At 72.2% G+C, this 24,874-nt stretch carries 23 protein-coding genes and 1 tRNA gene; 17 read left to right on the forward strand and 7 right to left on the reverse strand.

The window, feature by feature from the left end:
• Positions 1–55: 55 nt before the first annotated feature.
• Together ACWD0A_RS19715 and ACWD0A_RS19720 are read right to left on the reverse strand one after the other, a co-directional pair.
• A complete protein-coding gene (locus ACWD0A_RS19715) occupies positions 56–526 on the reverse strand; it encodes a RidA family protein (protein ID WP_451299747.1) in 471 nt (156 codons plus the stop codon).
• Positions 523–684 carry a DUF4177 domain-containing protein gene (locus ACWD0A_RS19720; protein ID WP_005314434.1) on the reverse strand — a complete coding sequence of 54 codons (162 nt, stop codon included), beginning with the start codon at positions 682–684 and terminating at the stop codon, positions 523–525. The genes ACWD0A_RS19715 and ACWD0A_RS19720 overlap by 4 nt, the downstream gene beginning before the upstream one ends.
• A 119-nt stretch (positions 685–803) precedes the next feature.
• Between ACWD0A_RS19720 and ACWD0A_RS19725 the strand changes: the two genes are divergently transcribed.
• A complete protein-coding gene (locus ACWD0A_RS19725; RefSeq protein ID WP_451299749.1) occupies positions 804–1,766 on the forward strand; it encodes an ArsA-related P-loop ATPase in 963 nt (320 codons plus the stop codon).
• On the forward strand, positions 1,763–3,109 hold the full coding sequence (locus ACWD0A_RS19730; protein WP_451299751.1) for an ArsA family ATPase: 1,347 nt from the start codon (positions 1,763–1,765) through the stop codon (positions 3,107–3,109). The genes ACWD0A_RS19725 and ACWD0A_RS19730 overlap by 4 nt, the downstream gene beginning before the upstream one ends.
• Before the next feature lie 150 nt (positions 3,110–3,259).
• On the opposite strand, the gene ACWD0A_RS19735 is transcribed toward ACWD0A_RS19730, so the two are convergent.
• Positions 3,260–3,604, reverse strand: coding sequence for a WhiB family transcriptional regulator (locus ACWD0A_RS19735; protein ID WP_177149633.1), 345 nt, complete (start codon positions 3,602–3,604; stop codon positions 3,260–3,262).
• Positions 3,605–3,996: 392 nt separating this feature from the next.
• On the opposite strand from ACWD0A_RS19735, the gene ACWD0A_RS19740 reads away from it, so the two are divergent.
• Positions 3,997–6,228 carry a transglycosylase domain-containing protein gene (locus tag ACWD0A_RS19740; RefSeq protein ID WP_451299754.1) on the forward strand — a complete coding sequence of 744 codons (2,232 nt, stop codon included), beginning with the start codon at positions 3,997–3,999 and terminating at the stop codon, positions 6,226–6,228.
• 72 nt (positions 6,229–6,300) lie between these two features.
• Here ACWD0A_RS19740 and ACWD0A_RS19745 read toward each other — a convergent pair whose 3' ends face one another.
• Positions 6,301–6,765 (reverse strand): GatB/YqeY domain-containing protein, encoded by a 465-nt coding sequence (locus tag ACWD0A_RS19745; protein ID WP_307714280.1) that lies wholly within the window; start codon positions 6,763–6,765, stop codon positions 6,301–6,303.
• Positions 6,766–7,013: 248 nt separating this feature from the next.
• On the opposite strand from ACWD0A_RS19745, the gene mptB reads away from it, so the two are divergent.
• From mptB to ACWD0A_RS19800, 11 genes are all read left to right on the forward strand, one after another.
• A complete protein-coding gene (gene mptB / locus ACWD0A_RS19750; protein ID WP_451299756.1) occupies positions 7,014–8,468 on the forward strand; it encodes a polyprenol phosphomannose-dependent alpha 1,6 mannosyltransferase MptB in 1,455 nt (484 codons plus the stop codon).
• Positions 8,465–9,703, forward strand: coding sequence for a glycosyltransferase 87 family protein (locus ACWD0A_RS19755; RefSeq protein WP_451299758.1), 1,239 nt, complete (start codon positions 8,465–8,467; stop codon positions 9,701–9,703). The genes mptB and ACWD0A_RS19755 overlap by 4 nt, the downstream gene beginning before the upstream one ends.
• Before the next feature lie 21 nt (positions 9,704–9,724).
• Complete coding sequence (locus ACWD0A_RS19760) at positions 9,725–10,663, forward strand: metallophosphoesterase (protein ID WP_451299760.1); 939 nt, start codon at positions 9,725–9,727, stop codon at positions 10,661–10,663.
• Positions 10,664–10,794: 131 nt separating this feature from the next.
• A tRNA-Pro gene (locus ACWD0A_RS19765) sits at positions 10,795–10,868 on the forward strand.
• 320 nt (positions 10,869–11,188) lie between these two features.
• A complete protein-coding gene (locus tag ACWD0A_RS19770) occupies positions 11,189–11,680 on the forward strand; it encodes a hypothetical protein (RefSeq protein WP_451299762.1) in 492 nt (163 codons plus the stop codon).
• 43 nt (positions 11,681–11,723) lie between these two features.
• On the forward strand, positions 11,724–12,416 hold the full coding sequence (locus ACWD0A_RS19775; RefSeq protein WP_451299764.1) for a class F sortase: 693 nt from the start codon (positions 11,724–11,726) through the stop codon (positions 12,414–12,416).
• A gap of 88 nt (positions 12,417–12,504) precedes the next feature.
• Positions 12,505–12,900 carry a TOBE domain-containing protein gene (locus tag ACWD0A_RS19780; RefSeq protein WP_307714328.1) on the forward strand — a complete coding sequence of 132 codons (396 nt, stop codon included), beginning with the start codon at positions 12,505–12,507 and terminating at the stop codon, positions 12,898–12,900.
• A 133-nt stretch (positions 12,901–13,033) separates the two neighbouring features.
• On the forward strand, positions 13,034–13,846 hold the full coding sequence (modA, locus tag ACWD0A_RS19785) for a molybdate ABC transporter substrate-binding protein (RefSeq protein ID WP_451299766.1): 813 nt from the start codon (positions 13,034–13,036) through the stop codon (positions 13,844–13,846).
• Positions 13,847–13,946: 100 nt separating this feature from the next.
• On the forward strand, positions 13,947–15,959 hold the full coding sequence (locus tag ACWD0A_RS19790; protein ID WP_451299768.1) for an ABC transporter permease: 2,013 nt from the start codon (positions 13,947–13,949) through the stop codon (positions 15,957–15,959).
• Positions 15,960–16,209: 250 nt separating this feature from the next.
• A complete protein-coding gene (locus ACWD0A_RS19795; RefSeq protein ID WP_307714331.1) occupies positions 16,210–16,785 on the forward strand; it encodes a TerD family protein in 576 nt (191 codons plus the stop codon).
• Positions 16,786–17,056: 271 nt separating this feature from the next.
• On the forward strand, positions 17,057–17,755 hold the full coding sequence (locus tag ACWD0A_RS19800; protein WP_451299770.1) for a 4'-phosphopantetheinyl transferase family protein: 699 nt from the start codon (positions 17,057–17,059) through the stop codon (positions 17,753–17,755).
• 73 nt (positions 17,756–17,828) lie between these two features.
• Here ACWD0A_RS19800 and ACWD0A_RS19805 read toward each other — a convergent pair whose 3' ends face one another.
• Complete coding sequence (locus ACWD0A_RS19805; RefSeq protein WP_451299772.1) at positions 17,829–18,884, reverse strand: PucR family transcriptional regulator; 1,056 nt, start codon at positions 18,882–18,884, stop codon at positions 17,829–17,831.
• Between the two features lie 255 nt (positions 18,885–19,139).
• Here ACWD0A_RS19805 and ACWD0A_RS19810 point away from each other — a divergent pair, with 255 nt between their 5' ends.
• The 3 genes from ACWD0A_RS19810 (at position 19,140) to ACWD0A_RS19820 (ending at position 22,835) form a co-directional block, all read left to right on the forward strand.
• A complete protein-coding gene (locus ACWD0A_RS19810) occupies positions 19,140–19,802 on the forward strand; it encodes a hypothetical protein (RefSeq protein WP_451299774.1) in 663 nt (220 codons plus the stop codon).
• Positions 19,803–20,044: 242 nt separating this feature from the next.
• Positions 20,045–21,874, forward strand: a complete 1,830-nt coding sequence (locus ACWD0A_RS19815; RefSeq protein ID WP_451299776.1) for a S9 family peptidase — start codon at positions 20,045–20,047, stop codon at positions 21,872–21,874.
• Between the two features lie 205 nt (positions 21,875–22,079).
• Positions 22,080–22,835, forward strand: a complete 756-nt coding sequence (locus ACWD0A_RS19820) for an SURF1 family protein (RefSeq protein WP_451299778.1) — start codon at positions 22,080–22,082, stop codon at positions 22,833–22,835.
• A 161-nt stretch (positions 22,836–22,996) separates the two neighbouring features.
• Here ACWD0A_RS19820 and ACWD0A_RS19825 read toward each other — a convergent pair whose 3' ends face one another.
• Positions 22,997–24,085 carry a hypothetical protein gene (locus ACWD0A_RS19825; RefSeq protein ID WP_451299780.1) on the reverse strand — a complete coding sequence of 363 codons (1,089 nt, stop codon included), beginning with the start codon at positions 24,083–24,085 and terminating at the stop codon, positions 22,997–22,999.
• Between the two features lie 71 nt (positions 24,086–24,156).
• A complete protein-coding gene (locus tag ACWD0A_RS19830) occupies positions 24,157–24,819 on the reverse strand; it encodes a SigE family RNA polymerase sigma factor (protein ID WP_451299782.1) in 663 nt (220 codons plus the stop codon).
• Between the last annotated feature and the right edge of the window lie 55 nt (positions 24,820–24,874).

The raw sequence follows: 24,874 nt of genomic DNA on the forward strand, positions 1-24,874 counted from the left end.
CCGGGCCCGCCGGCGTACCGGCGGGCCCAGGGCCGTACACCTACTGACCTCACGTTCAGTCCTGGACGAGCTCCACCTGGATCTCGACCTCGACCGGAGCGTCCAGCGGCAGCACCGCGACGCCCACCGCGCTGCGCGCGTGCACACCCTTGTCGCCCAGCACCTCGCCGAGCAGCTCGCTCGTCCCGTTGATCACGCCGGGCTGGCCGGTGAAGTCCGCGGCCGACGCCACGAAGCCCACGACCTTCACGACGCGGGCGATGCGGTCCAGGTCGCCGACGACCGACTTCACGGCGGCCAGAGCGTTCAACCCGCAGATACGGGCGAGCTCCTTGGCCTCCTCGGCGGTGACCTCGCCGCCCACCTTGCCGGTGACCGGAAGCTTGCCGTCCACCATCGGCAGCTGGCCCGAGGTGTACACGTACGCGCCCGAGACCACGGCCGGCTGATAGGCGGCCAGCGGCGGGACGACCTCCGGCAGCGTCAGACCGAGCTCGGCGAGCCTGCGCTCGACCACGCCGCTCACGAGGACTTCTCCCGCTTCAGGTAGGCCACCAGCTGCTCGGGGTTGTTCGGCCCGGGCACGACCTGGACGAGCTCCCAGCCGTCCTCGCCCCAGGTGTCCAGAATCTGCTTCGTCGCGTGCACGAGGAGGGGCACGGTCGCGTATTCCCACTTGGTCATGGAGCCGACTGTAGCCGCACCCCCCGGCCGCTTCGTGAAGCAGCCCGGGGCGGGCACGTGACGCAGCCCGCAGGCAGCCTCGTGCGTAGGCCGGTGCACGACTGGTTAGGCTCGAATACGTGAGCAGGCTCCAGGTCGTCAGCGGCAAGGGCGGTACCGGTAAGACCACGGTGGCCGCCGCCCTCGCGCTCGCCCTCGCGACCGAGGGAAAGCGCACCCTCCTCGTCGAGGTCGAGGGCCGGCAGGGCATCGCCCAGCTCTTCGAGACGGAAGCCCTTCCGTACGAGGAGCGCAAGATCGCCGTGTCGTCCGGCGGCGGCGAGGTGTTCGCGCTGGCCATCGACGCCGAACGTGCGCTCCTCGACTACCTCCAGATGTTCTACAAGCTCGGCAGCGCGGGCCGCGCCCTCAAGAAGCTCGGCGCGATCGACTTCGCGACGACCATCGCGCCCGGCGTCCGGGACGTACTGCTGACCGGCAAGGCGTGCGAGGCCGTACGCCGCCGGGACAAACAGGGGCGGTACGTCTACGACCACGTGGTCATGGACGCGCCGCCCACCGGCCGCATCACCCGCTTCCTGAACGTGAACGACGAGGTCGCCGGCCTCGCCCGGATCGGCCCGATACACAATCAGGCGCAGGCCGTGATGCGCGTGCTCAAGTCCCCCCAGACGGCGGTCCATCTGGTCACGCTGCTGGAGGAGATGCCCGTCCAGGAGACCGCGGACGGCGTCGCCGAGCTGCGCGCCGCCGAACTCCCCGTGGGCAACGTCATCGTGAACATGGTCCGCCCCCACCTTCTCGACGAGGAGGCGGTGCGCGACGCGTCGGACGGCCGCCGCGGCGAGATCGCCGAGGCGCTCACGGCGGCGGGCGTCCCCGGCTCGGCGAAGCTCGTCACCCCGCTGCTGGCCCAGGCCGCCGAGCACGCCCGGCGGGTGGAGCTGGAGCGCGAGCAGCGGCGGGTGCTGAACGCGCTGGCCCTGGGCGCGTACGAACTGCCCGTGCTCAGCGAGGGCGTCGACATCGCCGGGCTGTACCAACTGGCCAGAGAACTGCGCAAGCAAGGGGCGGGCTCATGACGCTGGACGCATCGGCCCGCCTGGAGGTCGACCCGCTCATCGACGATCCGGCCACGCGCATCATCGTGTGCTGCGGCGCGGGCGGCGTCGGCAAGACCACGACGGCCGCGGCCCTCGGCGTACGGGCGGCGGAGCGCGGTCGCAAGGTCGTCGTCCTGACCATCGACCCGGCCCGGCGGCTCGCCCAGTCCATGGGCATCGACTCGCTCGACAACACGCCGCGCAGGGTCAAGGGCATCGAGGGCGACGGCGAACTGCACGCCATGATGCTCGACATGAAGCGCACCTTCGACGAGATCGTCGAGGCGCACGCGGACGCGGAGCGCGCCCGCGCGATCCTGGACAACCCCTTCTACCAGTCCCTGTCCGCCGGTTTCGCCGGCACGCAGGAGTACATGGCGATGGAGAAGCTGGGGCAGCTGCGCGGGCGCGAGGAGTGGGACCTGATCGTCGTCGACACCCCGCCGTCGCGCTCCGCGCTCGACTTCCTGGACGCGCCCAAGCGCCTGGGGTCGTTCCTCGACGGCAAGTTCATCAAGCTGCTGATGGCTCCCGCGAAGGTGGGCGGCCGGGCGGGGATGAAGTTCCTCAATGTCGGCATGTCGATGATGACGGGCACGCTGGGCAAGCTGCTGGGCGGTCAACTGCTGCGCGACGTCCAGACCTTCGTGGCCGCGATGGACACGATGTTCGGCGGCTTCCGTACCCGCGCGGACGCGACCTACCGGCTGCTGCAGGCGCCGGGCACGGCGTTCGTGGTGGTCGCGGCGCCGGAGCGGGACGCGCTGCGGGAGGCGGCGTACTTCGTGGAGCGGCTGGCCGCGGAGGACATGCCGCTCGCGGGCCTCATCCTCAATCGCGTGCACGGCAGCGAGGCCGCGCGGCTGTCCGCGGAGCGGGCGCTCGCGGCCGCGGAAAATCTTGACGAGTCCGGCATTGTGGATCAGGGGGCCGGGAAGACTGGTGGTCGTGACGCCGCGGCCGTCTCTCCCGAATCCCCGGCCGTGGATCACTCCCCCGAAGCACGTGAGGTTCCCCCCGACACACCCGGATCACCGTCCGAGGTTCCCGAAGTACACGAGGTGCACGAGGTGCACGAGGTGCACGAGGTGCACGAGGTGCACGAAGTCCATGGTGTGCAGACCGCGCAGCAGTTGACGGCCGGCCTGCTGCGTCTGCATGCCGAGAGGATGCAGGTGCTGGCGCGCGAGCAGCGCACGCGCGACCGTTTCACGGCCCTCCACCCCGAGGTGCCCGTCACCGAGGTCCCGGCCCTTCCGGGCGATGTCCACGACCTGGCCGGTCTCCGCGCGATCGGCACGCGCCTGGCAGCGGGGTCGTAGCACCGCGCTGCGCGCGCGGACGGCACGTCGTCCACGCGCAGCCCGGACTCGGGCGCCGCGTTCCCGGTCGCCCCGGTACTGGGCGCAGAGCGACTCAAGCGCGCAGCACACTCCGGCACGCCGGCGTCATCGCCTGCGCGCGGGTGCCCGTCAGCCCACCGCCGCGTACGTCTCGTACGTCTCGTCGTCGTCGAGGCCCACTGGCAGAATGCCCGCGCTGCGCTCGTACTCCGTGCGCGCGGTCTCGAGCAGTCTCCGCCAGGACGTGACCGTCGGACGCCTGCGCAGCAGCGCTCGTCGCTCCCGCTCGGTCATGCCGCCCCACACGCCGAACTCGACGCGGTTGTCCAGCGCATCGGCCAGACATTCGGTACGTACCGGGCAACCGGTGCACACCGCCTTGGCCCTGTTCTGCGCTGCCCCTTGTACGAACAGTTCATCCGGATCCGTCGTGCGGCAGGCTGCCTGCGCACTCCAGTCGGTAACCCAGCCCATGCCGGCGCCGTCCTCTCCCGAATCGAGGCTCCCCCACGGCGGCAGCGGCATATTCACCGCTGCCAGTTGAGGACGTTACGGAAGGCGGGCACAGCGCAACACCCCCACGGGGCCCAATCTTGAATGGTCCGAACGGACTATGCGTACGCGGCAGATCACCCAGGGGAGTGACCTGGGGACATGAGCGACAAACCCGGCAAAGCGGGACAGTTCCTTTGTCGTACAACAGACTTCGACGACAGACGCAGGGATTCGGGCATGGCTCCGCCGGATTCGGGGACAGCGGAGTTCTGCCAGGTACTTGATGCGAGACCGCACTGCCGTGACAGTTGAGAGCAGCTTAGGCCAATGCCTTTACGCCTGTCCGGCAAATGAGAACGTAGGCTGCCCTCATGCCAAAGAAGCGCTCGGGCGGCGGTCTGACCGGGACCCAGCAGGCCGCCAAGTTCCTCGGTGTCAGTGTGCTCTCCGGAGCGGTGCTGGCGGGCATCGCCCTGCCCGCCGCCGGTGCGCTGGGACTCGCGGCCAAGGGCACGGTCGAGGGATTCGACGAGATCCCGGCCAACCTCAAGACACCGCCCCTGAGTCAGCGCACCACCATCCTGGACTCCGAGGGCGGCAAGATCGCCACGGTCTACTCGCGCGACCGCACGGTGGTGCCCCTCAAGGACATCTCGCCGTACATGCAGAAGGCGATCATCGCGATCGAGGACGCCCGCTTCTACGACCACGGCGCGGTCGACCTCAAGGGCGTGCTGCGCGCGCTCAACAAGAACGCGCAGTCCGGGGGCGTGTCCGAGGGTGCCTCCACGCTCACCCAGCAGTACGTGAAGAACGTCTTCGTCGAGGAGGCCGGCGACGACCCCGACAAGGTCGCCCAGGCCACCCAGCAGACCATCGGCCGCAAGATCCGCGAACTGAAGTACGCGATCCAGGTCGAGGAGGAGCTGGGCAAGAAGAAGATCCTCGAGAACTATCTCAACATCACCTTCTTCGGTCAGCAGGCGTACGGCGTCGAGGCCGCCTCTCAGCGCTACTTCTCCAAGTCCGCCAAGGACCTGAAGCTGGAGGAGGCGGCGATGCTGGCCGGCATCGTCCAGTCGCCGAGCCGCTACGACCCGGTCAACGACACCGAAGAGGCCACCAAGCGCCGCAACATCGTGCTCCAGCGCATGGCCGACACCCGCGACATCTCCCAGGAGGAGGCGGACAGGGCCAAGGCCGCGCCGATCGAGCTGGCCCTCAGCAAGCCGGACAACGGGTGCATCACCGCCGTGAACGGCGCGGGCTTCTTCTGCGACTACGTGCGCAAGACGATCCTCAACAACCCCGCCTTCGGGAAGACGGACGAGGAGCGCTCGAAGCTCTGGAACCTGGGCGGCCTCACCATCCGCACGACACTGAGCCCGCGTGCGCAGGCCGCCGCGAACCAGGCCGCCACGGCGAAGGTCAACAAGACGGACAAGGTCGCCGCGGCCGTGGTGCAGGTCCAACCCGGCACGGGCAGGATCCTGTCGATGGGCCAGTCCCGCCCGTACGGCCTGGACCAGAAGCAGCACGAGACGGTGCTCAACCTCTCGGTCGGCAGCAAGATGGGCGGCACGACGTACGGCTTCCAGGTCGGTTCGACCTTCAAGCCGATCACGGCGGCCGCGGCACTGGAGAAGGGCATCAGCCCGGCCCAGTCGTTCGCGACGCCGTGGAAGATCTCGCTGCCGATGGACTCCTTCCGGACCTGCGCGGGCGGCCCGTCCGGCGGCGGCCAGTGGCCCCTGCAGAACGAGCTGCAGTCCGAGGCCGGCTCCTGGGACATGACCAGCGCCCTCGGCAAGTCCATCAACACCTACTTCGCCCACCTCGAGCAGATGACCGGTCTGTGCGAGACGGTCGAGATGGCGAAGAAGATGGGCTACGAGCGCGAGCTGGGCAAGAAGCTGCAGGAGCTCCCGTCCATCACCCTCGGCGGCCAGGAGAGCACTCCGCTGGACATGGCGTCGGTGTACGCCACGTTCGCCAACCGCGGCACGTACTGCACGCCGGTCGCCATCGAGTCCGTGACGGACGCCAACGGCAAGCGGATCAAGGTGCCGGGCTCCGAGTGCTCGCAGGTGATGAACCAGAAGACCGCGGACACGATCAACCAGATGCTCAAGGGCGTGGTCGAGGACGGCACCGGTACGCAGGCCGGCCTCCAGGACCGCGACAACGCGGGCAAGACCGGCACGACCAACGACCGCAAGGACGCCTGGTTCGTGGGCTACACGCCCAACCTGTCCACGGCGGTGTGGGTCGGCGACGACGTCGGCGAGAAGACGTCGATGTACAAGATCACCATTGGCGGCCAGTACTACGACAAGGTCTGCGGCGGCTGCCTGCCCGGTCCGATCTGGAAGATCGCGATGACCGGGGCACTGGACGCCGCCGAGACCCCCGTGTTCAACCCCGTCTCCGTCCCGCGCGGGAAGGAGAAGGAGGACAAGGACAAGGGCCGCGACCGTGACGAGAACAGGCCCGGCGACAACGGGCCCATCCCCGGCATCAGCATCCCGCCGGACCTGATCGGCGGCGGCGACAACCGCGGTCAGGGCAACGGCGGCAACGGCAACGGCGGCAACTGGCCGTAGGCGCCCGGCAGTCACGGCGAAGGGGGACCCGGTGACCGGGTCCCCCTTCGCCGTGCCGTATGCCGTGCGCGCTCAGCCCGCGAGCAGCTGCTTCACGGCGGCCGCCACGCGGCCGCCCTCGGCGCGGCCCGCCACCTTCGGATTCACGATCTTCATGACGGCGCCCATGGCGCGCGGGCCCTCGGCGCCGCCCGCCCTGGCCTCCTCGACGGCCTGCGCCACGATCTGGTGGAGCTCGTCGTCCGTCAGCTGCTGCGGCAGGTAGGCGTCGAGGATCACGCCCTCGGCCTTCTCGCGCTCGGCCTGCTCGGCACGACCGCCCTGCGCGAAGGCGTCGGCGGCCTCGCGGCGCTTCTTCGCCTCCTTGGCGATCACCTTCTGCACCTCGTCGTCGGAGAGCTCGCGGGCCGTCTTGCCCGAGACCTCCTCCTTCGTGATCGCGGCGAGGGTCAGCCGGAGCGTGGAGGAGCGCAGTTCGTCGCGCGCCCTGATCGCCTCGGTGAGGTCTTCCTGCAGCTTGGACTTGAGCGTGGTCATGCGCTCAAGTGTCGCAGGTACGGGAGGGGGTGCGCCCGCGCATTTCGTGCGACGCGCACCGGTCGGCGCCGCCGGGTGGTGCTCTTGGCCCCCGCCCGGCCGGCCGGGGCACACCGGGCCCGTGCACGGCGTGCGCCGACGGGATGGGCGCACGCGGCGGGGACTCGTAAGGCCGCGGACACACGACGGCCCCTGCCGGTCGACCGGGACGTCGCCTCCCGGACACCGTCCGTTGACAGCCTGCGCTGGTGTCGTCCCTCCGTCTCCCCGTCGGCCGAGCCGTCGACTTCCACCACTGTCAGCTGCTCGGGCTCATCGGCTCGACGGCGCTCGCGGCGGGCGGCGTGGGCGCCGGAGCACTGCCCGTGCGGGAGGTGCTCGCTCCGGACTCGGGGGCGGCCGCACTCGGCCTGGTCGGCGCGTACTTCGGGCTCGTCGTCCTGATAGCGGCATGGGCCCTGGTGGGCCGGGCGGTGCGCGGACCACGGCCGCCCGGGCGGCGCGACCTGCTGGTCACGCTCGTGCTGTGGGCGGCACCGCTCGTGGTGGCGCCGCCCCTGTTCAGCAGGGACGTCTACAGCTACCTGGCTCAGGGCGCGATGGTCGACGCACGGCTCGACGTGTACGCCCACGGCCCCTCCCGCCTCGGCGGTCCGCTCACGGCCGAGGTGGCACCGCTGTGGCGGGACACCCCGGCCCCGTACGGCCCGGTCTTCCTGGCCCTCGCCTCGGCCATAGCGGGGTCCGCGGACTTCGGCACGTTCTCGGCGGACCGGCTGACCGGCGGTGTGCTCGGCATGCGCCTGGTCGCGCTGCTCGGGGTGGCCCTGATGGCGCTGTGCCTGCCGCGCCTGGCCCGGTACTGCGGAACCGATCCGTCCGTCGCGCTCTGGCTCGGCGCGCTCAACCCGCTGGTGCTGCTGCATCTCGTCGGCGGCGCACACAACGACGCCGTCATGATCGGACTGCTGGGCGCCGGACTGGTCACCGCCCTCGGCCGCAGGCCGGTCGCGGCGGTCGTCCTGATCACCCTCGCCGCCCTGGTGAAGGCCCCGGCCGCGCTCGGGCTGGTCGCCGTGGTCGTGCTGTGGGCCCGGCAGCCGCCCTGGGCCCGCGCGCCGTGGCTGTCCTCCGCCCTCGCGGCGCTGTGCGTGTGCGCGGCCACCACCGCGGTGACCACCGCGCTCGTCGGCACCGGATACGGCTGGCTCGCCGCGCTCGACACCCCTGTGTCCCCGGAGAACTGGTCCCTGACCTCGACCCTCGGCCGGATGACCACCGCGGTGCTGACCGACGCGGGCAGCGGGCTCGCGGACCTTGCCCGCCATGCGGTACCCGCCTGGCACCTGCTCGGCCTCGCGGCCACGGCCCTGGCCGTCCTGCTCGCCTGGCGCCGCCATCATCTGCTGCGCCCGGTCCACGCACTGGGCATCAGTCTGACGGCCGTGGCCCTCCTCGGGCCCGCGATACGGCCCTGGTACGTGCTGTGGGGCCTGTTCCTGATCGCCGCCGCCGGCCCCGGAAGGCCGCTGCGCCGGGCGGCCGCCGCCGCCAGCGGAGTCCTCGCTCTGGCCGTGCCGCCGAGCGGATTCGCCCCCGACGCCACGCAGTTGGCGCTCGCCGTCGGCGGCGGGCTGCTCGCGCTGACGGCGCTGTGGGGCGCACATCGGTTCGCCCACCGGCCTGTTGGGAGTACGGCATGACACAACTGGAGACGACGGAGAGCGCCTGGCAATGGCCGGTGACCACGCGCGGGCGGCTGCTCCTGGTCGCGGGACTGGCCGCCGCCGTCCTGCTGTTCCTCGCGACGGTCCCACTGCACCGTGACTGGTTCGACCTGGGCGTCTACTACGGGGCCGTGCACCACTGGACGGACGGCGGCGCTCTCTACGACTACCTGGTTCCGGGCACGCACTACGGCTTCACGTATCCGCCCTTCGCGGCGGTGTGCATGCTGCCGATGACGCTGACCGGCTGGCAGAGCGCCGTGGCGCTGAGCGTGCTGTTCAACGCGGCCGCCGCGGCCGTGATCCTGCACTGGACCGCCGGCCCCCTCATCCGCCGGGAGGGCTGGACGCCCTGGTACGCCCTGGCCCTCGCGGGCTGCGCCTTCGCCCTGCTGGAACCGGTCCGCGACACCGTCAGCTTCGGCCAGGTCAACCTGATCCTGCTCGCGTTCGTGCTCGCCGACGCCCGGCTGCTCGCCGGCGGCCGCGCCTCGCGGTATGCGGGCATCGGCACCGGCCTGGCCGCTGCGATCAAGCTCACCCCGGCCGTCTTCATCCTCCACCTGCTCCTCACCGGCCGGCCGCGCGCCGCCGCCACGGCGACGGCCGTCGCGCTCGGGGCCACCGGGGTCGCCGCATGGGCGGCGCCGGAGGCCTCCCGCGTCTACTGGACCGAGGCGCTGTGGGACACCGACCGCGTCGGCGCGCTCGCGTACGTCTCCAACCAGTCCTGGCAGGGCCTGGTGGCGCGCCTCTCCGACCCGGCCGACCCGAGCCGGACCGTGTGGGCGCTCGGGGTCGTCGCGCTGCTGGCCGTCTGGGCCGTACGCGTGCGCAGGGCGAACGCCGCCCGTGATCACGCCGGGGCCTTCGCCCTGACCGGCGTCCTCGCCTGCCTCATCAGCCCCGTCACCTGGGTCCACCACCTGGTCTGGCTGGCCCCCGCCCTCGTGGTGCTGGCCGACGCGACCCTGCGCGTGCCGGACGGGCCGGACCGCCGCCGGCTGCTGACCTGGTCCGTGACGCTGCCCGTGGTGCTGAGCAGCAGCGTGGTGTGGCTGTGGAGCAGGGACTCGTCCGGACTCGACGGTTTCCTGGGAGGCAACGCGTACGTCTGGATCTCGCTCGGGCTCCTCTTCGCCCTGCCGCTGCGCACGTCGCCGGCCCCAAGCGTCCCGGCCGGCGACCGGCCGCCGCTCCCCAGGTCCTGAACGGTCTGCAACGATGGGCGTATGCGCGCACGCTACGGGATGCCCTTGAAAATCACCGCAGGAATCACGGCAGTCGGTGCGGCCGGCCTCGCCTACGCCGCCGGGTTCGAAGCCCGTTCCTTCCGGCTCCGCCGGATCACCGTGCCGGTCCTGCCGCGCGGGATGCGGCCGCTGCGCGTCCTCCAGGTCTCCGACGTCCACATGGTGAGCGGCCAGCGCAAGAAGCGCGCCTGGCTGCAGTCCCTGGCCGGCCTGCGTCCCGACTTCGTCGTGAACACCGGGGACAACCTCTCCGACCCGGAGGGCGTGCCGGAGGTGATGGACGCGCTCGGCCCGCTGATGGAGTACCCCGGCGTGTACGTCTTCGGCTCCAACGACTACTACGGCCCGAAGCTGCGCAACCCCGCCCGCTACCTCCTGGAGAAGGCCCAGGGCCGCCACGGCCTGAACGGCAACGCCCCGGCGGTCGGCGCGGTCCACAACCCGTGGGAGCAGCTGCGCGACGGCTTCGACGCGGCGGGCTGGCTGGACCTGACGAACACGCGGGGCCGCCTGAAGCTGGAGGGCTACGAGATCGCCTTCACGGGCCTGGACGACCCGCACATCAAGCGCGACCGGTACGAGCTGGTCGCGGGGGGCCCGGAGAAGGACGCCGACCTGTCGCTGGCGGTGGTGCACGCCCCCTATCTGCGCAGCCTGGACGCGTTCACGTCCGACGGCTACCCGCTGATCCTGGCGGGCCACACCCACGGCGGCCAGCTGTGCATCCCGTTCTACGGCGCCCTGGTCACCAACTGCGACCTGGACACCGACCGGGTGAAGGGCCTGTCCACGCACACGGCGGAGGGCAGCACCGCTTACCTCCACGTCTCGGCGGGCTGCGGCACGAACCGCTACACCCCGGTCCGCTTCGCCTGCCCCCCGGAGGCGACGCTGCTGACGCTGACCCCGAGGGACTGACCCCGGAGGCGACCGTGTCTCCGCCCCTCTGGCCTGCGGAGGGGGCCGCCCGGGGGCCGGGGAAAACCGGATTTCGTCTCAGGGCGCGGGTGGGCTAAAGTAAACGACGTCGCCGGGACAGTGGGCGACATCGGGGTGTAGCGCAGCTTGGCAGCGCGCTTCGTTCGGGACGAAGAGGTCGTGGGTTCAAATCCCGCCACCCCGACAGCTGAAACACCAGATCAGGCATCTACTCGGTCGAGTGGGTGCCTGATCTGTTTCGTATGCGCGACGATCTGCGCGACGACTGCTCGGATAGAGCGGAGCATGTCGCCACCCGATCGCCACACCGATGCGATTTTCCTCCGTCGGGCCTATCGCGGCTCACGCCACCTGCGGAAAGGTCCCCGACGGGAATCCGGCGCGCGCCGACCCGCTTGTTTCGGACCGGTCGTCGGACGCCGTGAGCTGCTTGTCTTATCAACGGAGCGCGGCACTCTCGTCGGGACAGTTCGTCCTGCCCCGCGCCGGTCGAAAGGTGGTGAAATGCGCAGCGCACGTATTCTCGCCTGCAGCGCCTTGACCCTGTGCGCCCTGGGTCTCACGGCGGCAGCGGCAGGGGCCGATGAGTCCGACGTCAGTGTCAGCCCGCAGAGGGCCTTCCCCGGCTCGACCATCACGGTCAGCACGGAGGTCTGCGGGCCGGACGCCACGTACGCCAAGGGGCAGGCGGAGGCCGGTGGCCAGATCAACCTGACCGAGGGTCAGGACAGCGGTGAACTGGTCGGCGATTTCACGGTTCCCGAGACTGCCGAGGACGGTGTGTACACCATCACGGTCAAGTGCCCCCCGCGAACCCGTGTCGAGACCAGCTTCCAGGTCGTCAGCCGCCCGGAGGGGGCGGTGCGCGGTGGATTCGGCGGTGCCGAAGGGGTGAACGGCACTCAGATCGCGGTCGGTTCCCTGCTGATCGCCGGCGCGGCGGCCGGCGGCGCGTTGACGATGCGGCGGCGTCGCTTCGCCGGCATCGCCTCCTGAACAGTCGGCCCGGCCCTACGCCCCTACCGAAACCCGGACCGTCATGGGACACACACGGCCCGCCCCCTTCGTGTCGACGAAGACCCTCGCCGTCGTCATGATCACCGGCATCGTTCTGCTGTACACCGGCCTGCGCGGCGAAACGGCTCCCCAGCCGTCCGCCGCGCAGGCCCATGCCGTCTCCGGTCCGCGATCCTCTGCCTCTCCCGGCGGCGCGTCACCGGATCCCGTCCGGCAGACCGCCGGTCCCGCGCCGCCCAACGGCCCGACCGGCTCGCGGTCCCTTTCCGACCCGATCAGATTGCGCATCCCCGCCATCGGCGTGGACACCCCGATGATGGAGCTCGGGCTCGACCCCGACGGCGCGCTCGAAGTGCCACCGGCGGACAACCCCAACCTCGCCGGCTGGTACGCCGACGGCCCCGCCCCCGGTGAGTCCGGCACGGCCGTCGTGGCCGGCCATGTCGACACCCCCACCGGCCGCGCGGTTTTCTACCCTCTGGGTGCCGTCACCCGGGGCAGCACGGTCGAGGTCGTCCGCCGTGACGGGCGGATCGCGCGGTTCGCCGTCCAGGCCGTCGAGGCCTACTCCAAGAGCGAGTTCCCGAGCCGGAAGGTCTACCGCAGTACCGCCCAGCCCCAACTGCGGATCATCACGTGCGGTGGCGGTTACAGCAAGGACACCGGTTACCTCGGCAACGTGGTCGTCTACGCGAGCCTGATCGGCCTCGACTAGCGGCCGATCGCACAAGCGTCTCGCACATGCCATGTACATTGATCCAGATATTCGCAGGTGCCAGCTGAATGGCCGTATCCTGGCGCATATGCAGTCCTACACCATCGGACAGGCGGCTCGTCTGCTCGGCGTCAGTCCCGACACCGCGCGCCGCTGGGCGGATGCCGGCCGGGTCGCGACCCATCGCGACGAGGGCGGACGCCGTCTCATCGACGGCCGCGATCTGGCCGCCTTCTCCGTCGAGCTCGCGCAGAGCGGCAACGACGAGGACGAGGGCTCGTACACCTCGGCACGCAACGCTTTCCCCGGCATCGTCACCGCCGTCAAGCTCGGCGACGTCGCGGCCCAGGTGGAGATCCAGGCGGGGCCCCACCGCCTGGTGTCCCTGCTCACGCGGGAGGCGGTCGAGGAGCTGGGTCTGGAGGTCGGTGTGGAGGCGACCGCCCGGGTGAAATCGACCAGCGTGCACATCGACCGCACCTGACCGGCCGGCCCCGCTCCCCCAACCGGAACGGGCCGCAGATCGCCGACCAACGGCGTCGCCCGTCACCGGCGCGGCTTTCGACCATCCGCCCGGGCGGCAACCGCCGACCGCCTCCCTGCAAGGAGTCCCAGCCATGTCCCTGGCCTTCCGCCCCACACGGCGCGGTGCCGCTGCCGCCGTCGCGGCCGTCGTCCTGACCTGCCCGCTCGCCGCCTGCGGTGGCGGCGGCGACCGGCAGGACCGGGGTGCGACCGGCTCCGGGTCCGGTTCGCACGCGCAGGACGTCGACCTCACTGTGCTTGCCGCGTCCTCGCTCACCGACGTCTTCGAGAAGGCCGGCGCCGCGTACGAGAAGACTCGTCCGGGCACGGAGATCACCTTCTCCTTCGCCGGGTCCCAGGAGCTCGCTGCCCAGGTGCGGCAGGGCGCACCCGCCGACGTCCTGGTCACCGCCGACACCAGGACCATGGACGGGCTGAGGGACGAGACGGCCAAACCCGTGGTCGTCGCCAGGAACCGGCTGGTCATCGCCACCGCGGAGGGCAACCCGGAGAAGATCGCCGAGTTGAAGGACCTCGCGGGCCCGGCGGTCAAGGTGGTCCTCGCCTCCCCCGAGGTCCCGGTCGGCCGGTACAGCCGGCAGATCCTCGACGCCCAGGGCGTGACCGTGCGACCCGTCTCGGAGGAGCCCAGCGTCCGCGCCGTCCTCGGCAAGGTCGAGCTGGGCGAGGCGGACGCGGGCCTCGTCTACAAGACGGATGCCGCGACCGCCACCGACAAGGTCGACTCGGTCGAGATCCCCGACGCGCAGAACGCGATCGCGCGGTACCCGGCCGCCACCCTGAAGACCTCCCGGCACGCGGAGGCGGCCGACGCGTTCGTACGGTGGCTCGCCACCGCCGAGGCGCAGAAGCTCTTCCGGGACGCCGGGTTCCAGCAGCCGTGAAGGACGCGGGTGGGCATCCGGCCGTCGTACCGGGTTCGGTGACGGACGCGGGCCGGCCACCGGTCGCCGTACGTCCGCACAGCGAACCGAGGGACCTCCGATGAAACGCCCCCTGAGCCCCAGCCACAGCCCCCGGACTTCGAGCGAAGCGGAAGGCCGCGACAGCCCCGACGTGGCGGGTGGCCGTGCACCACGGGCAGGCGCGCCGGTCGCACTCGCCGTACCCGCACTGCTCGCCGTCGCCCTTCTGCTGCTGCCGCTCGTCGGCGTACTCGCCCGTACGGAGTGGGGCAGGCTCGGCAGTCACCTGACCAGTCCCGGAACCACGGAGGCGCTGCGCCTCTCGCTGGTGGTCTCGTTCTGGGCGCTCGGCCTGTCGCTCGTCCTGGGGGTGCCACTGGCCTGGCTGCTGGCCCGGGTGGACTTCCCCGGCAAGGTTCTCGTGCGCTCGCTGGTTCTGCTCCCGATGGTGCTGCCACCGACCGTCGGCGGCGTCGCGCTGCTGCTGGCCTTCGGGCGGCGTGGCCTGCTCGGGCCCTGGCTGGAGGACACGTTCGGCGTCACCCTGCCGTTCCACACCTCGGGCGCGGTGCTCGCGGCGACGTTCGTCGCCATGCCGTTCCTGGTGATCAGCCTCGAAGGGGCGCTCGGCGGTCTGCGGCCCCGTTACGAGGAGACCGCCGCGTCCCTGGGGGCCTCGCCGGTACGGGTGTTCTTCACGGTCACGCTGCCGATGGTGATGCCTGGGCTGGTCGCCGGTGCCGCCCTCACCTGGGCCCGGGCACTGGGCGAGTTCGGCGCGACGATCACCTTCGCGGGGAACCTGCCCGGGACCACGCAGACCCTCCCCCTACAGGTCTATCTGCTGCTCCAGGAACAGCCGGACGCGGCGACGTCCGTGTCACTCCTGCTGCTGGCCATCGCCATGGTGGTCCTCGTGGCCCTGCGGGGCCGGTGGGCGGGAACCCCGCGCGGCGGCGACCGGCCCCCCGCGCCTGTCGCACACGGCGCGGAGGCAGCGGGTCCGGAGGCTCCGACGCCCGGCGGAGGCGATCCGGACCTCCTCGTTCCGCAGGAGGGCTGGGCACTGCACGCCGACGTCACGGGCTTCAACCGGCTCACCCTGGACGCCGAACCCGGCACCACCATCGCCGTCGTCGGCCCCAACGGCGCCGGAAAGACCACCCTGTTGCGCGCCCTCCTCGGCCTCACCGCCCGCTCGCACGCCGCGCTGCGGCTCGGCGACAAGGAGGTCTCCCGGCTGCCCCCGCACCGGCGCGGTGTCGCCTGGGTGCCGCAGGACGGCGCACTGTTCCCGCATCTGAACGCGCTCGCCAACACCGCCTACGGGCTGCGCGCCCAGGGTGTGCGCCGCGCCGAGGCGCGGCGCAGCGCCCAGCAGTGGCTGGACCGGCTCGGCGTCGGGCACCTCGCCCACCGCAGGCCCGCGCAGCTCTCGGGCGGACAGGCCCAGCGCGTCGCGCTGGCCCGTGCGCTGGCCGCGCGGCCCCGGCTGCTGCTCCTCGACGAACCGCTCGCCGCGCTCGACCAGACCGCCCGGGCCCGTGTGCGCCACACGCTGCGCACGCACCTCGACGGTTTCGGCGGCGTCTGCCTGATCGTCACGCACGACCCCGTGGAGGCCGTCTCGCTCGCCGACAGGGTGCTCGTGCTCGACGGCGGCCGCGCCCTCCAGGACGCGCCGCCGGCCGAGGTCACCCGGCACCCGCGCTCGCCGTGGGTGGCCCGCATGCTGGGGCGCAACGCGTGGCCCGGCACGGCCTCGGCCCACGGGCTCGACCTGGCCGGGGGCGGCACGCTGGTGGCCGCGGAACCGCTGCCGGCCGGCACCGACGCGCTGGCGGTCATCGCGCCGGAGGCCGTCTCCCTGCACCGGGACAGGCCGGAGGGCAGCCCGCGGAACGTCTGGCCGGGCACCGTGCGCGAGATCACCGTCTCCGGCAGCCGGCTGCGCGTTCTGATCGTCTCGGACCGGGTGCCCGACCTGGTCGCCGAGATCACCCCGCAGGCCGCCGCCGAACTGGGGATCGCGGACGGGGTGTCCGTGTGGACGAGCGTCAAGGCGACGGAAGTGACCACCGTGCCGCGCTGATCGCCGAGGTCGGGAAGGGACCCTCTCCGCAGGCGCGCGAGGCGTCACCGACGGTCATGCCCGTAGGCGCGCGACGGCGTCACGCCGGGTATGCCGACAAGGCGCGCGGCCGTCAACGCGGTGGGCCGTGTCACCCGAGCGGGTTCCTCTGCGGGGGAAGGGAACCGGCTCGGGGGTCCGCTCGTTGGTTCGGTCGGGCAAAGAAATCGTCAAGAGGCGCGGCCCGCGCCGGATTGCGCAGGGGATTTCCATGGGTGTCAGCCTTTCCAAGGGCGGCAACGTCTCGCTCACCAAGGAGGCCCCGGGCCTGACCGCGGTCATCGTGGGTCTCGGCTGGGACGTCCGCACCACCACCGGGACCGACTTCGACCTCGACGCCAGCGCCCTGCTGGTCGATGCGAACGGCAAGGTCCTGACCGACCAGCACTTCGTCTTCTTCAACAACCTCAAGAGCCCCGACGGCTCCGTCGAGCACACCGGTGACAACCTCACGGGTCAGGGCGAGGGCGACGACGAGCAGATCAAGGTCGATCTGGCGGGCGTGGCCGCCGAGGTCGACAAGATCGTGTTCCCGGTCTCGATCCACGAGGGAGAGAGCCGCGGCCAGTCCTTCGGCCAGGTGCGCAACGCCTTCATCCGCGTCGTCAACCAGGCGGGCGGTGCCGAGCTGGCGCGCTACGACCTGAGCGAGGACGCCTCCACGGAGACCGCGATGGTCTTCGGCGAGCTGTACCGCAACGGCGCGGAGTGGAAGTTCCGCGCCGTCGGCCAGGGGTACGCCTCCGGACTGCGCGGCATCGCTCAGGACTTCGGCGTCAGCATCTGAGCCTGCTGGGCTCCGAGCCGTCCTTTATCGCCCTGAGTCGTCCTGAGTCGTTCTGAGCTGCTCCGGCGTTCGGAGTGCGGCCCGCGCCATGGGTCGCACCCGCGCCGGGACGGCGTACGCGGCCGCAGCGGTGCACGGAGCGCTGTACGCGTACGCGTCGGCGGAGGCCCGGGCCGTGTGCTCTGGGCGCCCGCGTCGGCGGAGGCCCGGGCCGTGTGCTCCGGGCCCAGGCGTAGGGGGTGCGGCGCTCGGTGCAGTACGGTCACAGCCGGTGCACCGTGCGACCGATGCGGAGGACGTGATGGCCGGGGACATAGCGCAGCCGTTGCCCGGGCTGGACTTGGTGTGGTCCGGCCGGGTGCCCGAGCACGCGCAGGAGGCCGTGGCACTCGCGCACATGCTGGACGCCGAGGAGGCCGCGCGCCTCGCGGTGTTCCGGCGCCCTGAGGACCGGGACGCCTTTGCCGTCGCGCACGTGACGCTGCGTCGGCTGCTCGGACAGCGGTTGGGGCAGGCGCCGCAGGACGTGTCGATCGTGCGGGAGCCGTGCGCGCACTGCGGCGGGCCGCACGGCCGTCCCTATGTCCCGGGCAGGGCTGTCCACTTCTCCTTGTCGCACACCAGCGGCATGGTGATGATCGCGCTCGCCTCCGTCCCCGTGGGCATCGATGTCGAGATCCTGCCGTCGGCCGGGACCGCCGAGGACGTCGCGACCCAGCTGCACCCCCATGAGCGTGCGGAGCTGGCAGCGCTTCCCGCGGGGGACCGGACCACCGCGTTCGCCCGCTGCTGGACGCGCAAGGAGGCGATGCTCAAAGCGATGGGCGTCGGTCTGAGCGAGGACGTGGCGCTCGCCTACGTGGGCAGCGGTGCCCGACCGGCCGCCCAGGACCTCTGGCTGATCGCCGACCTGCCCGCCGACCCGGGCTATGCGGCGGCAGCCGCCGTGCGCCGTCCGGGAACACTCTAGGGCCGGGGCGGCGGCGCGCCCGGGCCGCCCGCAGGAATCCGAGGCCCGATGCGCCCCTCGATCGAGGGCGCGCTCAGAGGTCCTTCGCCGGCCAGTCCAGCAGGCGCGCGCCGATCGCCGCCGTCTGCAACGTGTACCGGTGCACCGGGTCCGTGGGGTCGGAGCCGGTCAGCCGGTGGATGCGCTGCAGCCGGTAGGTGAGCGCGCGGACGCTCAGGTTCAGCCGGCGGGCGGCCTGCGCCGCCACGCATCCGGCGTCGAAGTAGGCGTGCAGCGTGTCCAGCAGAGGCTGCGCTCCTCCCCTGGCCTGCTGCAACGGCCCCAGGGCGCTGCGCACGAGGTCGGCCATCGCCTCCCGGTCGCGCGCGAGTACGGGGAAGACCAGCAGGTCGGCGGCGTGCAGTACAGGTTCGTCGAGTCCGATGCGGTCGGCGAGGTCGAGGGCGTTCAGGGCCTCCTCGTACGAGCGGACGACACCGCCCGCCCCTTGGTGGGGGCGGCCGATCGCCGCCCGGCCGCCGCCGGTCGCCGCGTACGCCTGCTTGGCGAAGTACCGCACGACCTCCTCCTGGTCGGCGGGGACGACGCAGATCAGCCGTCCCTCCTTTGTGGTCAGCAGGATCCGGCGGTCTCCGAAGCGGCTGAGGAGCGCCGCCTCGACCGTGCGGGTCACCGGGTGCGTGTCGTCATAGGCCTCGGGAGCCTCGGCGACGCCGACCGCGTGCGCGTGGGCGAGCCGCAGCCCGAACCGCTCGGCACGCTGCGCCAGCCGGCCCGGGTCGCTGCGCCCGTACAGCAGGTCGTCGACGAACTCCCGCCGGGCCGCCTCCTCTTTGCGCACGGCCAGCCGCTGCGCCCGCTCGTACCCGCCCGCGAACGCGTCGACCGCCTGCTCGACCGCGGCCAGCACGCTTTCGGGCGACGTGGTCGAGGGCCAGGCGGTGCGCGTCTTCGCCAAGTACTGGATGACCAGCGGTCGCAGACCGTGTCCGGCCTCCGCGGCCTGTTCACCGAGGGCGCGCCGTCCGTCGAGTTCGTCGCGGGTGAGCCGGCGTCCGGTCCGGCCGACCTCCGCAAGAATCTCGGCGTACCCGGCGACGTACGCGTCCGGTGTCTCCGTCGTGCCCAAGTCGGCTCCCCCCGCTCGGCGTTGTCCTGCCCAGGGCCTCCCGCTGCGGCCCTCTCCCCCACGCCGTACCGCACGCGCCGCTCCTGCGCGTGCGGCGGAGGGCTCGCCTCCGGCGGCCCGGCATCAGGAACGCGTCAAGACTGCCGGAATCCGGAAATGCGAGCAAGCTCGCGATGCTGTCACCATGGGGTCGCGCCGGAGCCGAGGGATGCGCCGGATGCTGTGAATCGGCAACGGGCGAACGGGGTCGCGCCGGTGAACGAGTTCGTCGCGGCCGCGGTCGCCTTTCCCACCGTGTTCTTCAGCGCCGCTCTCGTCGTGGTCGTCGCCTTCTGGGTGCTGGTGCTGTGCCGAGCCGCCGCTCACGACATGTTCGACTCCGACGTGGAGCTCCCGGGCGGCGTCGCCGGGCTCGGCGGCGTGCCGGTCGCCGTCGTCGTGTCCCTGCTGGTCGCTGTCGCATGGTGCACCAGCCTCGCCGGCTCGGTGCCGCTGCGCCGCTCCGGCCTGACCGGCGTCCCGTACGCCGCCCTCGCCTGCGCGGTCCTCGCCGCCGCCGCGCTGGTCGCCTGGGCCGTCACGCGACGGCTGGTCGGGGTGCTGGCGAAGCTCTTCCCCGACGAACCCGGGCCGTCTCGGCAGGACTTCGTCGGCATGACGTGCACCGTCCGCACCGGACGGGTGGACACGCGCATCGGCCAGGCGGAGGTCACCGCACATGACGGCTCCACCGCCGTCGTACAGGTCAGACAGCTCGGCCCCCGGAACGGGAAGGAGACCGGCACCGTCGAGGAGCCGCTGACTCCGGGCGCGACCGGGCTCCTCTACGCGTACGACGAGGCGGGCGAGTTCTTCTGGGTCACCCCGTACGCGCCGTTCGGCGAACGGCCCGGCGTCGACCGCTCGACCGCGGCCTGAGACGCTTCCTGCCCGGAACGGTGGGGCGGCCCGCACCCGCCACGCCGCGCCGCCGGTCGGGCCGGAGTGAAGCCGTGCGCGGCCGCTGCCCCTTCGGCAGCGGCGTGACACCAGCCGGGCGGGGAGGTTCCGGTGGGCGGCGAGGGTGATCCCCTCGGGATCGGCCGACTTGATTGTCAGGTACGCACAGAAGTTGTCCACAGGCTGAGGAGAGTGTCGGCGGTTTCCGGTTTGATGGGTGCATGGACGACGCACTCAGTACACCCGACATGCCCGGCATGCCCGACTGGGAGAAGCGCTTCCGGGCGCCCCGTGTCTCTCTCCCCGACTGGGCCGAGGACGCCCCCGACCGCTCCCTTTTCGTCTCCAACGCGACGGGGACGTACGAGCTGTATGCGTGGGACCGCGCCACGGGCACCCAGCGGCAGGTCACCGACCGGCCGAACGGCACCACCGACGGCGTGCTCACGCCGGACGGCGAGGCCGTCTGGTGGTTCTCGGACACCGACGGCGACGAGTTCGGGGTCTGGATGCGGCAGCCGTTCGGCGGCGGGGAGGACGTGCCCGCCGCGCCCGGTCTTGAGCCCTCCTATGCGGCCGGGCTCGCCATAGGCCGCGACGGCACCGCCGTGATCGGCCGCTCGACGGACGAGGACGGCTCGACCGTCCACGTCGTGCGGCCGGGCACGGAGCACGTGGAGATCTACCGGCACCGGGAGTCGGCGGGCGTCGGCGACCTCTCCCACGACGGGACGCTCCTCGCCATCGAGCACACCGAGCACGGGGACGCGATGCACTCCGCGCTGCGGGTGCTGAAGCTGGACGGCGAAGTGGTGGCGGAGCTCGACGACACCGAGAACGGCACGGCGGAGCTCGGCCTCGAGGTGCTCGGCTTCGCACCGGTCGACGGCGACACCCGGCTGCTCGTCGGTCACCAGCGGCGGGGACGCTGGGAGCCGATGATCTGGGACGTGATGACCGGTGAGCAGACCGGCCTCGCGATCGACCTCCCGGGCGATGTGAACGCCGAGTGGTACCCGGACGGCTCGGCCCTTCTCGTCACGCACGACTTCGAGGCGCGCGGCGAGCTGTGGCGCTACGACCTCGCCGCGCACGAGCTGACGCGGATCGAGACGCCCGCCGGTTCGGTCTCGGGCGCCACCGCCCGCCCCGACCGCACCGTCGAATACCTGTGGTCGTCCGCCGCCCGGGCGCCGCAGGTCCGCTCGACGAAGGGTGGCGTGGTGCTCGACCCGCCGGGGATGAAGGCGCCGTCCTCGGTCCCTGTCGAGGACGCCTGGGTGGAGGGCCCCGGCGGCCGCATCCACGCCCTGGTCCAGAAGCCGGCCGGCGCGAGCGGCCCGCTGCCGACGGTCTTCGAGATCCACGGCGGCCCGACCTGGCACGACAGCGACGCCTTCGCCGCGGGCCCGGCGGCCTGGATCGACCACGGGTACGCGGTGGTCCGCGTCAACTACCGCGGCTCGACCGGCTACGGGAGGGAGTGGACGGACGCGCTCAGGCACCGTGTGGGGCTGATCGAGCTGGAGGACATCGCGGCGGTCCGCGAGTGGGCGGTCTCCTCGGGTCTCGCCGACCCGGACAAGCTCGTGCTCGCGGGCGGATCGTGGGGCGGTTACCTGACGCTGCTCGGGCTCGGCACCCAGCCGGACGCCTGGGCCGTCGGTCTGGCCGCGGTGCCGGTCGCGGACTACGTCACGGCCTACCACGACGAGATGGAGGCCCTGAAGGCCATGGACCGCACACTCCTGGGCGGCACCCCGGAGGAGGTGCCGGAGCGTTTCGAGGCGTCGTCCCCGCTGACGTACGTCGACGCGGTCCGCGCGCCGGTCTACATCTCGGCGGGGGTCAACGATCCGCGCTGCCCGATCCGCCAGGTGGAGAACTACGTGGACCGCCTCGCGGCCCGCGGCGCGGTCCACGAGGTGTACCGGTACGACGCGGGGCACGGATCGCTCGTGGTGGAGGAGCGCATCAAGCAGGTGCGCCTGGAGATCGCCTTCGCGGACCGGCACCTGAACGGGGGTGAGGCGCAGGCTGACGGACGGTAGGCCCGGCAGGTCGTCCGGACGCTGGGCCAGGGCAGGCCGGCGGACGCTGGGCCGCATCAGGACGTGTGACGGCGGTCGGGCGGACAGCAGGCCGGTGGCGCTGGGCCACCGGGGGCGGTCGACGGCAGGCCGCGGTGGACCGGCGGACGGCCCGAGGTCCGGCCCCGGGACGAGGGAGCGCGGGCACATTCCGTACCGTGGAGGCGTGTACCGATTCCTGCTGACGCCCCGCTGGTGGGGGATCAACGTCTTCGTCCTGCTGGCGATCCCGTTCTGCGTCTTCATGGGCTCCTGGCAGCTGGGCAGGTTCGAGGACCGCGTCGACAGCCACCGGGAGGCCGAGCGGCGGCCCGGTCAGCAGGAGCGGCTCGCGGCGGCCCCCCTCGACGAGCTGCTGCCCGTCGACAAGGAGACGTCGGGACGGCAGGCGACGGCGACGGGCCGGTACGGGGAGCAGTTCCTCGTTCCGGACCGTGAGCTGGACGGCAGGCGGGGCGCGTACGTGCTGACGCTGCTGCGGACGGAGAGCGGCAAGACGCTGCCGGTGGTCCGCGGCTGGCTGGCCGAGGGCGAGCGCGCGCCGGCGGCTCCTTCCGGCGTGGTGACGGTGACGGGCGCACTGCAGGCGTCCGAGACCGTGGGCACCGACGGGGTGCATGCGGCGGGTGGCCTGCCGCGCGGCCAGCTCGGCATGATCAGCGCGGCGTCGCTGGTGAACCTGGTGCCGGACGACGTGTACGACGCGTGGGTCACGCTGACGAAGGCGGACAGCGGCCTGACGGCGGTGCCGGCGTCGGCCCCGCAGAACAGCGGCCTGGACCTGAAGGCGTTCCAGAACCTGGGCTACACCGGGGAGTGGTTCGTGTTCGCGGGCTTCGTGCTGTTCATGTGGTTCCGCCTGGTCCGCCGTGAGGCGGAGGCGGCACGCGACCGCGAACTCGGGCTGCCCGAGATGTCCTAGCCCGGGTCCGGCCACGCCCGGCGGCGCCCTGGCGCCCTGAGGCACGGCTGCTGCGCGACCCCAGGGGTGGGGCACGCCCATGGCCCCGGATTGGGCGCAGCGCCCCGCCCATCACCGGCGCGGCCGCTCACAGCATCGGCGCCGCGCGCCCGCGCGGACGGTCACTGGCCCGGGAGCAGGCCCGTGCGGTAGATCGTGCCGGCGCAGGCGTTGGTGATCGTCGCCTGGGCGTTCGGGGAGCCCGCCTCCGCGATGTGGGTGACCGTCACGCTGCCGTCCTGCGTGCCTCCGTCCTCGGAGGCCAGCTGGGTCTCGGTGTTGTTCTCCGCCGAGGTGCCCTCGCTCGTGCCCGTGCCGGCCGATCCGCCGTCCGTGGGCGACGGGTCGGGCGAGGCGGTGCTGGGGCAGGTGTCGGACGGCACCCAGGCGAACTTCACCTCGTAGGCGGACGACGGCTTCAGCAGCAGCGACGGCTGCTCCGCCGACGGATCGGGCAGGCCGCCCGCCGCGTCGCCCGAGGTGTGCGCGACCACGCTGATGCGGGCCTGGTCGGCCGCGCCCGCGGTCTGGAAGACGACGGTGCCGCCTCCGCCGACCGTGCAGTCCGACGCGGAGACATTGGCGACGCGGAAGGTGCCGTAGACCTTGCCGTCGGGGTCCGGCGGATTCGTCTCCGCCGAGAGGACCCCGAGGTCGGCGCCGCCGCACACCGGCACGGTGTCGCCCGCGCTGCCCGGCGGCACCGGCGCGCCCGAGGCGCCGTCGCCCGCGCCCGCGCCCGGCTCTTCGCCCGGTGCCGCGCTGGTGGGGTCCTTGACCTCGGGGTCCTGGCCAGCGCCCTTCGAGGGGGCCAGCGGGTCCTTGTCCCCGCCGGTCGCGCCCGGCTCGTTGCCCGTGCCGCCCTGGGCCTGCTCGCCGTGCCCGGCGTTGACCGGGTTGGCCTGGTCCACGCCGCCGGAGTTCGCGACGTGGACGAAGGCGGGCACCGCGGTGCCGATCAGCAGCACCGCCGCCGCGGCGCCGACGAGCGCCTGGCGCTTGCGGGCGCGCCGCGCCGGGACCGCCCGGCGCAGATGGTCGAGCGCGCCTTCGGAGGGCTCGAGGTCCTCGACGACGCCGTGCAGCATTCTGCGCAGGGCTTCCTCGTCCCCGCCCAGACCCGCACCCGGTCCCTCTCCGAGGCCCGCGAACAGGTCCTCGTCGGGGCCCGTGCCAAGGCCGCCCAGTTCGTTCTCCGGCCTGTTGCTCACTTTTCCGTTCCCAGTCCGGTCGTCAAACGGCCCGTCCGGCCCGTACTGCTCAAACCTGTCGCCGTGCGTGCTCATGCCGTGGCCTCCATGGCGACGCGCAGCGCCGCGATGCCCCGGGAGCCGTACGCCTTCACCGAGCCGAGGGAGACCCCCAGCGTCTCGGCCACCTGCGCCTCGGTCATGTCGGCGAAGTACCGCAGGACCAGCACCTCGCGCTGGCGCCGCTGCAGCCCCCGCATCGCCTTGATCAGCGCGTCCCGCTCCAGCTGGTCGTACGCGCCCTCCTCCGCGCTCGCCATGTCGGGCATCGGCTTGGAGAGCAGCTTCAGGCCGAGGATGCGGCGGCGCAGCGCGGAGCGGGAGAGGTTGACGACGGTCTGGCGCAGATAGGCGAGGGTCTTCTCGGGGTCCCGTACGCGCGAGCGCGCGGAGTGGACCCGGATGAACGCCTCCTGGACGACGTCCTCGCAGGACGCGGTGTCGTCCAGGAGCAGAGCGGCGAGACCCAGCAACGACCGGTAGTGGGCGCGGTAGGTCTCGGTGAGGTGATCGACGGTCGTGCCGGCGGCCATGGCGTCGTCAGCGCCCTGCCGCGGAGCCGGGATCCGCGTGGTCCGCGGTGCGGGCATGGGTGCGATCACCGGCATGCCGCCGGCCGAACGGGGTCTGCGGAGCGGGCGCACCGAAGCGCCGCGGACCGGAACCACCCCTGCGATGTCGAGAACCTCTGCCACGCCTGTTGGACACGCTTCCCCCCGTCAGGGTTGTACGCGTACGCCACCGCTTTTG

It is taken from the genome of Streptomyces sp. NPDC002867 (genome assembly GCF_053591895.1).